This window comes from Oryzomicrobium terrae (assembly GCF_008274805.1).
Lineage (GTDB): Bacteria > Pseudomonadota > Gammaproteobacteria > Burkholderiales > Rhodocyclaceae > Oryzomicrobium > Oryzomicrobium terrae.
Genome location: NZ_CP022579.1, coordinates 1,406,848 through 1,416,069 on the forward strand (window position 1 = coordinate 1,406,848; position 9,222 = coordinate 1,416,069).

Annotated in this window: 14 protein-coding genes; 12 read left to right on the top strand and 2 right to left on the bottom strand. The window is 63.2% G+C overall.

Annotated elements, in window-relative coordinates; all coding sequences use genetic code 11:
• Window positions 1-331 precede the first annotated feature (331 nt).
• Together OTERR_RS06520 and OTERR_RS06525 are read right to left on the bottom strand one after the other, a co-directional pair.
• Window positions 332-733 carry a hypothetical protein gene (locus OTERR_RS06520; protein WP_149425201.1) on the bottom strand — a complete coding sequence of 134 codons (402 nt, stop codon included), beginning with the start codon at window positions 731-733 and terminating at the stop codon, window positions 332-334.
• Between the two features lie 60 nt (window positions 734-793).
• Complete coding sequence (locus OTERR_RS06525; protein WP_149425202.1) at window positions 794-1,570, bottom strand: LexA family transcriptional regulator; 777 nt, start codon at window positions 1,568-1,570, stop codon at window positions 794-796.
• Between the two features lie 104 nt (window positions 1,571-1,674).
• On the opposite strand from OTERR_RS06525, the gene OTERR_RS06530 reads away from it, so the two are divergent.
• The 12 genes from OTERR_RS06530 (at window position 1,675) to OTERR_RS06580 (ending at window position 9,204) form a co-directional block, all read left to right on the top strand.
• Entirely contained in the window at window positions 1,675-1,887 is a 213-nt protein-coding gene (locus tag OTERR_RS06530; protein WP_149425203.1) for a helix-turn-helix domain-containing protein, read from the top strand.
• Window positions 1,887-2,207 carry a hypothetical protein gene (locus OTERR_RS06535; RefSeq protein ID WP_149425204.1) on the top strand — a complete coding sequence of 107 codons (321 nt, stop codon included), beginning with the start codon at window positions 1,887-1,889 and terminating at the stop codon, window positions 2,205-2,207. The genes OTERR_RS06530 and OTERR_RS06535 overlap by 1 nt, the downstream gene beginning before the upstream one ends.
• Window positions 2,188-2,646 carry a RuvC family protein gene (locus OTERR_RS06540; protein WP_223116008.1) on the top strand — a complete coding sequence of 153 codons (459 nt, stop codon included), beginning with the start codon at window positions 2,188-2,190 and terminating at the stop codon, window positions 2,644-2,646. The genes OTERR_RS06535 and OTERR_RS06540 overlap by 20 nt, the downstream gene beginning before the upstream one ends.
• Complete coding sequence (locus OTERR_RS06545; RefSeq protein WP_149425205.1) at window positions 2,643-4,217, top strand: DNA cytosine methyltransferase; 1,575 nt, start codon at window positions 2,643-2,645, stop codon at window positions 4,215-4,217. The genes OTERR_RS06540 and OTERR_RS06545 overlap by 4 nt, the downstream gene beginning before the upstream one ends.
• Entirely contained in the window at window positions 4,210-4,698 is a 489-nt protein-coding gene (locus tag OTERR_RS06550; RefSeq protein WP_149425206.1) for a hypothetical protein, read from the top strand. Before OTERR_RS06545 ends, OTERR_RS06550 begins: the two co-directional genes overlap by 8 nt.
• The gene (locus tag OTERR_RS06555; RefSeq protein WP_149425207.1) at window positions 4,695-5,216 is read left to right on the top strand and encodes a hypothetical protein; all 522 of its coding nucleotides are present in this window, start codon (window positions 4,695-4,697) and stop codon (window positions 5,214-5,216) included. Before OTERR_RS06550 ends, OTERR_RS06555 begins: the two co-directional genes overlap by 4 nt.
• On the top strand, window positions 5,179-5,682 hold the full coding sequence (locus OTERR_RS06560; RefSeq protein ID WP_223116009.1) for a hypothetical protein: 504 nt from the start codon (window positions 5,179-5,181) through the stop codon (window positions 5,680-5,682). Before OTERR_RS06555 ends, OTERR_RS06560 begins: the two co-directional genes overlap by 38 nt.
• Before the next feature lie 47 nt (window positions 5,683-5,729).
• Entirely contained in the window at window positions 5,730-7,169 is a 1,440-nt protein-coding gene (locus tag OTERR_RS06565; protein ID WP_223116010.1) for a DNA methyltransferase, read from the top strand.
• Window positions 7,162-8,088, top strand: a complete 927-nt coding sequence (locus OTERR_RS06570; protein WP_149425208.1) for a hypothetical protein — start codon at window positions 7,162-7,164, stop codon at window positions 8,086-8,088. Before OTERR_RS06565 ends, OTERR_RS06570 begins: the two co-directional genes overlap by 8 nt.
• A complete protein-coding gene (locus OTERR_RS06575) occupies window positions 8,085-8,735 on the top strand; it encodes a DUF6475 domain-containing protein (protein ID WP_149425209.1) in 651 nt (216 codons plus the stop codon). Before OTERR_RS06570 ends, OTERR_RS06575 begins: the two co-directional genes overlap by 4 nt.
• A gap of 86 nt (window positions 8,736-8,821) precedes the next feature.
• Window positions 8,822-8,944, top strand: coding sequence for a DUF7696 family protein (locus tag OTERR_RS16555; RefSeq protein ID WP_425466032.1), 123 nt, complete (start codon window positions 8,822-8,824; stop codon window positions 8,942-8,944).
• Window positions 8,944-9,204 (top strand): hypothetical protein, encoded by a 261-nt coding sequence (locus OTERR_RS06580; RefSeq protein WP_149425210.1) that lies wholly within the window; start codon window positions 8,944-8,946, stop codon window positions 9,202-9,204. Before OTERR_RS16555 ends, OTERR_RS06580 begins: the two co-directional genes overlap by 1 nt.
• Window positions 9,205-9,222: the final 18 nt, after the last annotated feature.

Here is a 9,222-nt window from a genome sequence, read left to right on the forward strand (position 1 = left end):
GCCTCCCTCAAAAAAACGGGGCCTGTACTAGCGCCCCCCAAGGTCTTGCGGAGGGAGATGCATGTGCTGCTCTTGCCTGATCCCGTGGCGCCTTTCCGCAGATCCGCGCCTTCACTGTGCCCATCAGGTCTTGAGCGACTTCCGCTACTCGCCGGTACCGCTCTATCCGTCTTTCGCTGCGCCCTGGGCTGCCGGGTTTAACTAGCCGAAGTAGTTGCGGCATGGACGAATACTAGCGCCGCTATTTCTCTATTGTCAATAGCGCCGCTAGTTCGTCGGAAAATAAAAAGCCGCCCGAAGGCGGCTTTCGCTTGCGCTAGTTGCTCTGGTTTTACTGGCTCTGCCCGGTTCCGTTCATGGCCTCGGTGAACTTTTCAACTACGACATACTCGCATCCACGCCCATCCAAAGAGATGACTTCAGAATTAGTTTTGTTATCAATTAATGTAATGTCGTAGAACAGGGCAGGGGAGAAGTTAGAGATGCAGGTGTCGTACTGATGCCACTTCAGGATCAGTTCATAACGCGTATGGAACGTGTCGTATTGCTCAAGTCGCGTGTTATCTCCCAGTCTGCCCTCGGTCACCCGCGGCCCTCCCCGAACTGCCATTTTCCAGCCGGATTTAGACAAAGCCTCCTTGATCTTGCCTGTTAGGCCACTTGAACCAGGGGGGACAGTCACGGACTTTTCGTTTTGGTCGACTGCGCCATATGTATGAAGGTTGTAGGACATACAGCCACTCAGAGTGAGGGCAGTAATTAGCGCAAGAACAGCAGTTTTCATCATTTCCTCTTAAATACCACCACTGATAGCAACGACTCGGCCAATCACTTGTAGGTGCTCTAGTTGTTCTGGTCCTACGTCCCAGTCGGGGTAGCGGATCTTGTCGGGGTTGTCGCTGACGATGCGCACCCCTCCACCGACGCGTTTAAACAGACGCTTTACGAACACCTCGTTCTCGTAGGCGATTGCGTAGACCTTCCCATCATTGATGCCGGTCTGTGTGTGGTCGATGACCAAACTGTCGCCGTCGCAAATGCGCTCTTCCATGGAGTCGCCACTTGCAACGATGGTTGCGCACTTCTCGGGATTGATGCCCAGGCGGTCCGCCCAACTCCGGCGGAATGCGTTGCGCTGTCCCTTCTCTTCTACGTGCCAGGCTACCCGGCCATTCCCGCACGACGCCTCAACTGTCAAACGCGGAATGAACACGTACTGGTCTTCTGGAAGTTCACTTTCATGCTCCCAGGATAACACCGGCCGTGCACTCGATCCTATGTTGCTGCGATCTGGTGGTGTGGTTCCGACGATCCTCTCAGCCTCTTCGGCAAGTCTAGAACTGAACTCACCAACAGAGCAGCCAAGTCCACGGGCGAACTTGCTGGCCGCCTCCAGATTGAGAGGGCTGCGCGCATTGAGGTACTGCCAGACCATCCCCTGGCTGCCAATCTCGAACTTGGCGCCAAAGGCTTCTTGAGACATGCCGGCCCGGTTTTTGAAGAGTTCCCGGAGCTTCTCTGCCTCTTCGCGGTGAACGTCTTCAATCTTCGATTTCTTGGATTTTTCCATTATTGAATTATGAGTTGCGCTAATAACTATGCAACAAGCGCCGCTATTGACCTCTAACAACTAGCGGCGCTAGTATTCTGGGCGTCACAACCCGGAAGAAGAACATGCGACTCGACGAATACCTCGCACAAAACAAGCTCAGCCAAGCTGAGTTCGGCGAGAAGCTCCACCCCTCTGTTACGCAGGGCCTTGTCAGCCAATGGTGCCGCGGCGACACCCGCATCACGCTGGACAACGCTATCCAGATTGAAGAGCTGACCGCCGGCCAAGTCACGGTTCGTGACTGCCATGCGATGTACAGCAGGGAGGCCGCGTAATGCCTTGGTACAACCCTCTCTCCTGGTTCTGGCGCCGCAAGCCGGTCGCCGAGCCCCAGGTGCGCATGTCCCGCCGCGCTGTTGATTCCAGCGACCTCCCGTTCGAAGGCCAGTTCTCGATGCGCCTTCCGAGCGACATCCGAGAGGATGGCGGCCGTGTTGCCCGGGCCCGTGGGTTCAGTTCCCTCGCCGAGTTCATGCGGTTTCTCTTGAATGCTGAGATTCGGAAGCACTTTGACCATGTGGACAGAGTATTCGATGAGTCGCCGGCGAATGTGGTGCAAATGGGCGAGGGCGGCAATGCTGACCATCGGTATTGATCCGGGCGCCTCGGGCGCCATCGTTGTGCTGGATGAAAAGCACAACCTGATCGAGTGGGAACTGATGCCCACCATGGCGGTTGGTTCCGCAACCCGGGTGAATGCCGCGGCCCTTGCCGCGTTCCTGCGGACTTTCGACGCACCCCGGGCCTTCCTTGAGAACGTGGGCGCCATGCCCGGGCAAGGCGTGACCAGCATGTTCGCTTTCGGCCACGCCGCTGGTGTTGCCTCTGGCGTCCTGGCCGCGCTGGAAATCCCGACCACCCTTGTCACCCCCCAGTCCTGGAAGAAGCGTGCCGGCCTGATCGGCTCCGAGAAGGATGCGGCCCGTACCCGGGCCATCCAGCTGTGGCCCGGGTGGCGGGACCTGGACAAGAAGGGGAGGGGCCAGGCCCTGGCCGATGCCGCCCTGATTGCGCGGTTCGGAGCCCAGCAATGATCTACGGATCAGTGTGCAGCGGCATTGAGGCTGCCACCGTTGCGTGGCATGGCCTGGGATGGGCGCCGGCATGGTTCAGCGAGATCGAGCCCTTCCCGGCTGCCGTACTCGCGCACCACTACCCCCATGTGCCCAACCTGGGCGACATGACCAAGATTGCCGTGCAGGTGCTGCGCGGCGAAGTCGAGGCCCCCGACATTCTGGTGGGCGGAACCCCTTGTCAGGCATTCAGCGTTGCCGGGCTACGCAACAGCCTGGACGACGAGCGCGGAAACCTGACCCTTCGTTACGTGGAACTGGCTGATGCAATTGACCATGTTCGAGTTTCCAAAGGACGACCCCCCTGCGTTGCCGTGTGGGAAAACGTCCCCGGTGTCCTCAGCACCAAGGACAACGCCTTCGGGTGCTTTCTGGCAGGGCTTGCCGGTGAAAATGAGCCGTTACGAGCTCCAGGGGGAAAGTGGTCAAACGCTGGTGCTGTGTATGGACCCCGGCGTGCAGTCGCATGGCGGACCTTGGACGCCCAATATTTCGGACTGGCCCAACGACGCCGCCGTGTGTTCGTTGTCGCAAGTGCTAGAGAAGGGTTCGATCCCGCCCAGGTTCTTTTTGAGTGGGACGGCCTGCGCCGGGATATTGCGCCGAGCCGAGGCCAGGGGAAAGAACCTACCGCCGGCACTCTACGAAGCTCTGACGGCGGTAGTGACATTGACCACGCAAGAGCCCACCACCTCCAGCCAGTAACCAGCGCACTGGACGCCAGCTATGGCCGGCTGCACGGTGCATCCCACCAGGATGCAAACCACGGGCACAGCCATCTTGTGCCGGTGGCCTTCGGTGGAAACAACACCGCGGGACCAATCGAAGTAGCAACAGCCCGCAATGCTTGCTCCAGCGCCAGTGGGCGGATGGACTTCGAGAGCGAAACGTTTCTGCTGCACCCGGCCATGGCCGTGCATGGCACCCAAAACCCGGACGTACGCATCGAGCAGGCGCATACCCTGGGCCGAAACAGCGGGCAGGAAAATGCGGTGCTGGCCTTCGACACCACTCAGGTGACGAGTGCGGCGAACTACAGCAACCCGAAGCCCGGCGACCCGTGCCACCCGCTAGCTGCAGGCGCACACGCACCGGCCATCGCATTCTCCTGCAAAGACCACGGCGGCGATGCGGGGCTGGTGTCGCCGACCCTGAGAGCTATGGGGCATGGAGCGAGTCACGCAAATGCCGGTGGGCAGGTGGCGGTGGCCTATACCACCAAGCTGCACAACACGGGCAGCAACAACGCCGGCAAGATTTTCGAGGAACGCACCACTTGCCTCGATGCCAACAGCCCTCCGCCAGCGCTGCTGACGGGCACGCAGGTGAGACGACTCATTCCTACTGAATGCGAACGTCTCCAGGGATTCCCCGATGGCTATACAGCCATCCCGTGGCGCAACAAGCCGGCAGACGAGTGCCCCGACGGCCCGCGCTACAAGGCCCTGGGCAACAGCATGGCAGTGCCGTGCATGCGCTGGATTGGCAGGCGCATTCAGCAGCTGGTGAACCGCGGAGGTCGTCATGGCTGATCAACTCCTTCGTGCCCACTGGCCCTCCCAGGCTGTGGCCGGTCCGAACTTCTCGTCGGTGATCGCCCCCTGGTGCAAGTCCATGTGGGAGGCCGGCCACAAGCTGGAGATTGAGATCCGGCTGCATGAGGACGCCAAGACCGACAAGCAGCGCCGGTTCTACCACGGGGTGGTGCTCAAGCAGATTGCGCTACAGGCCCGGCCGAATGGCCAGACGCATGCCCTGGCGGTGTGGAAAGAGTATTTCCGTGACCACTTCATCGGCTTCAAGACCGTCACCTACAAAGACCCAATGACCGGGAAGAAGACCCGGCGCCGGGTGCGGCAGAGCACCGAGGACTTGGGGGTGAAGGGCTACAGCAAGCTGATCGACCAGGTGACGGCCTTCGCCGTGACCGAGCTTGGGGTGCGGTTCCCGGTGGACTGGGCGACCTTCGAGGCCCGGGAGATCGACATGGAAACCGGGGAGATCCTCGGATGATCCGCCGATCCCCGCTCAAGCGTACCGGCTTCAAGCGGCGCGAGCTGCCGAAGCCACGGGCGAAGGCCCTGTGCATTGCCCCCGGGCAGTGGCGCGCCGGCGCCGCTTCTTCACCGGTGGCGAACCCAGCCCAGCCGAAGCATTCCTATGTGCGCAGCAAGAAGCTGCGCGAAGCCTACCGGCTGATCCCCTGCCAGCACTGCGGCTGCGCCGACGGCACCGTGTGCTGCGCCCATAGCAACTGGGCCACCCACGGCAAAGGCGCCGGCATCAAGGCCGACGACAGCCGCGGCGCCAGCCTGTGCGCTGCCTGCCATGTCCCGCTGCTCGATCAGGGGGCAGCCCTGACCCGGGCCCAGCGCCGCGCCCTCTGGTGGGCCGCACATATCAAGAGCGTTCGCCTTCTCGTAGAGATCGGGGCATGGCCCAAGGCCATCCCCGTGCCCGACACCTCGACTTTCCCCTGGGGGGAGCAAGACGATGACAACAAAGAAATCAACAACCCTCCTCGTTTTTGAGGCCGTGCAGGACCTGCACGCCATGGAGCAGGTCGTGACGCGGGAGACGCTGGCCGAGCACACCGGCCTCAAGCTGACCGTGATCGACGACCGTATCGCGATCCTGGTCGATGACGGCGCCGTGCTCCGCGTTCAGCGCGGCGTGTTCGTGCCTGCCCCGGAGCATCCGCCGGCACGGCCGATCAGCAAGACGATCCTCCCCGGCGGCGCCGTGAAGATCGAGATAGGCGACGACGTGCTGACGCTCACCCCGCGGGAGAGCCGCATGCTCGGCGAACTGACGGCCGGGGCAGGCCAGCAGTACGCCGCCGTGGAAGCCGGCCACCAGGCCGCGGTCGTGAATGCTGAACTTGCTCTGAAAGTGAAGCAGCTCCAGCGCCGGCTTGTTCTGCTTGAAGGCGGCGGGCCGCCTGAGCAGCTGGGGCTGCTCGATGTGACCCAAGGAGCGCCGGGGGGGGCAAATTGAGCCAGTTTCAGATTCATACAGGTGATTGCCTTGATGCGCTTCGCGGCATGGCCGATTCCTCCGTTGATTCGGTCGTCACCGACCCCCCTTATGGACTTTCCGACCATAAGCCTGCCGATGTAGTTGCCTGCCTCACTGCCTGGCTCGCCGGCGAAGAGTACCGGCCGAAGAAGAAAGGCTTTATGGGCCGCAGCTGGGACGCCTGGGTACCTGGCCCCGAGGTGTGGCGCGAGGTGTTCAGGGTGCTCAAGCCCGGCGGCCATGTCGTCGCCTTCGCCGGCAGCCGCACGCACGACCTGATGAGCATCGCGCTGCGCCTGGCCGGTTTCGAGTGCCGGGACACAATAATGGACCTGTACGCCACGAGCCCAGTGGCCCGCCAGTTCATCGACAGCCTGACCGAAGATCAGCGCATGACCCTGGCCGCCGCGCTCCCCGCCGACCTGGGGGTGCTATGGATCTATGGGTCCGGATTCCCGAAGTCCATGAACGTGGGCAAGGCCATGGCCAAGCTGCCTATGGAGGATTTACCGGAGGGGGTGGAGTGTCAGGCCGACCGTGACCGCTGGATTGCCGACTGGTCAGACTGGGGAACTGCCCTCAAGCCAGCGTTCGAGCCGGCACTGCTGTTCCGAAAGCCGCTGATCGGTACCGTTGCGCAGAACGTCCTGCAACACGGTACTGGGGCGCTCAACATCGACGGATGCCGGGTGACCCTGACCGGCGAGGTAAACCCAAGCATTACGCGCCGGCAGGGCACGATAAATCACCTGTCTGACAGACCTTCCGCAGCGAGTGAGGCCGAGGGCCGCATGGTCAGCCGCCAGTCGCCGGAGGCATACCGGGCGGAGCGTGCGGGCGAGGCGCTAGGCCGCTGGCCCGCCAACTTGATCCACGACGGCAGCGACGAGGTGGTGGCGCACTTTCCCGATAGTGCGGGGAGCGGCGGAAGCGTGCCGAATGTGAAGGTCACCGGCTACGGCGGCGGAATCGGAACGGGCGAAAGCAAGTACCTTGGCGGCGAGCGCACCAAGGTCGATGCCGGGTCGGGCAGCGCCGCCCGCTTCTTCTACTGCGCGAAGGCGAGCCGGAAAGACCGCAACGATGGTTGCGACGAACTGCCCCAGCGTATTGGCGGCATGGTGAGCAACACGTCAGGTCAGCACATCACCCGGCGCGATGAAGGCTATGAAGCGAAGCCCCAAGGCAACCATCACCCAACCGTCAAGCCAACCGACCTGATGCGGTACCTGTGCCGGCTGGTTACCCCGCCGGGGGGCGTGGTCCTGGACCCCTTCACCGGAAGCGGAAGCACCGGGAAGGCGGCAACCCTGGAGGGCTTCCGCTTCGTCGGCTGCGAGCTGACCGAAGAGTATGCGGCCATAGCCGAGGCCAGGATTCGGCACGCGACGGAGCAGGGCCATGAAAATCGCGGAGCTGTTGCTTCGCAGGTTCAGCATGACCTGTTCGAGGTGGCCCATGCGTGACTACGGCAAGGTCTTCACCTCCTTCTGGACGAGCGAGACGACCCGCGACCTTTCGGACAAGGCCCGACTGCTGGCGCTCTACCTGCTCTCCAGCCCGCACACGAACATGATCGGCTGCTTCCGCCTGCCAGACGGGTACGTAGCCGAAGACCTGAATTGGGGTATGGAAACGGTTGCGGAAGCCTTTGCCGAACTGTTCGAAAAGGGTTTCGCAACCCGGGATTCCGGCTCGAAATGGGTGTTCATCCATGCGTTCCTGAGTTGGAACGAGATCGAGAACCCGAACCAGGGAATTTCGGCGATCAAGCTGGTTGATCAGGTACCCGATTCATTTCCTGCAAAACCCGCTCTGGTGCTTCGTTTGCACGATTCCATAGCGAGGTTTTCGGACAAGTTCAGGGCTGAAATCTGGAACGGTTTCGCAACCCTTGTGAAACGGTTCCGAAACCAGGAACAGGAACAGGAACAGGAACAGGAACAGGAACAGGAGAAACCCCTTGTTGGCCCCGCAGCGGACCCGGAAGCCCCGGGCCCTGACATGCAGCAGCCCCAGGGGGAGACGCCTACCGGCGCCAAGGCGCCGGCCACCACAGACGGCACCCAACCATCCCGGCGCGGAACCCGGCTGCCTGCCGACTGGCAGCTGCCCAGGGCCTGGGGGGAATGGGCACTGGCGGAGTTTCCGGGCTGGACGGCAGAAACCGTGCGGGCCGAGGCCGAGAAGTTCGGTGACCACTGGCGCGCCAAAGCAGGCCGTGATGCCGTGAAGCTGGATTGGCCAGCGACCTGGCGCAACTGGTGCCGGAACGCCCGGCCCGGGCCTGCACCGGTGGCTGCGGGTGGCGACAACCGGCTGTCCAGCGCCGGCCGGCAGACGGCCGAGGCGGTCAAGCGGCTGATGGAAGGGATGCCGTCATGATCCGGGAGGACTTCATCCGCTTTGGCGAGGCCCTGGCGGGGCTGGCCGACTACTACGGCAAGCCCCTGTCAGACGGGGTGATCAACCTCTACTGGCAGGGCCTGCAGGCCTTCGAGATCGACCAGGTGGAGCGTGCCATCTGGCAGCACCTGCAGAACCCCGACAACGGGCAATGGATGCCAAGGATTGCTGACCTGGTGCGCGCCCTGGAGGGATCGAGCCAGGATGCGGCGGCCCTGGCCTGGGGGAACGTGATGCAGGCGGTGAGCCGGGTAGGGATGCACCAGTCCATCGCCTTCGACGATCCGATCATCCACCTGGTGATCGACGACCTTGGCGGCTGGCCCGGGCTTTGCCAGACACCGGAGCGGGAGCAGCCGTTCATGGCCAAGCGCTTCGAGGCGGCCTACCGGGCCTACCGGCAGCGGGGCGCAGCCCTGCCGCCGCACCCCCGCCACCTGGCCGGGGTGTCCGAGATCGCTAACGCCGGTCGCGGCTACACCTCCGACCCGCCCCGGTTGGTGGGTGACCCCGAGGCGGCGCGCCGGGTGATGCTGGCCGGTACCAATTCCCCCCGGCTTCAAGTCTCGCTCGCGAAGCCGGCGGCCGCGGTTCGGCTGGTCCACAACACCACGGCAGCGGCCTGATGTGCGGGAGGGAGCCATGCAACAAACCGAACTGCACCTGGGGAGAGGCACACCGGCTGGAGGGCGAGGCCCGGGCCGTGGCCGCGATGTCGGCCGAGGCGCGTACCGAGTACCACGCCCTGGTGGTGAAGAAGCGAGGGGAGGTCGCGGGTCAGGAGCTGATCAGGGCGGTGCGCGAGCTGTGGAAGCACAAGCCGGGGGCGAAGTGATGCTAGGCCCTGACCGGACTGCCCTGGCCATCCGCCCGGTGCTCCGTGGCTACATCGACACCGGTGCCCGGGTGGAGTGCATCTACGACTACCAGGTGACCGCCGGCGGCGAGGTGGTGGGCTACTGGCTCAAGGAGGAACTGAACGAAAAGGGGATCGGCTACGCCCTGGCCGACAGCCGGCGCCGGCTGGTTGGGGCAGGGCCGGTGTACTCGGTGTCACCTGCGGCACTGCTGGAGGCCTTCCGGCTGGCCGCCTGAATTCGTACCAAGGCGCCC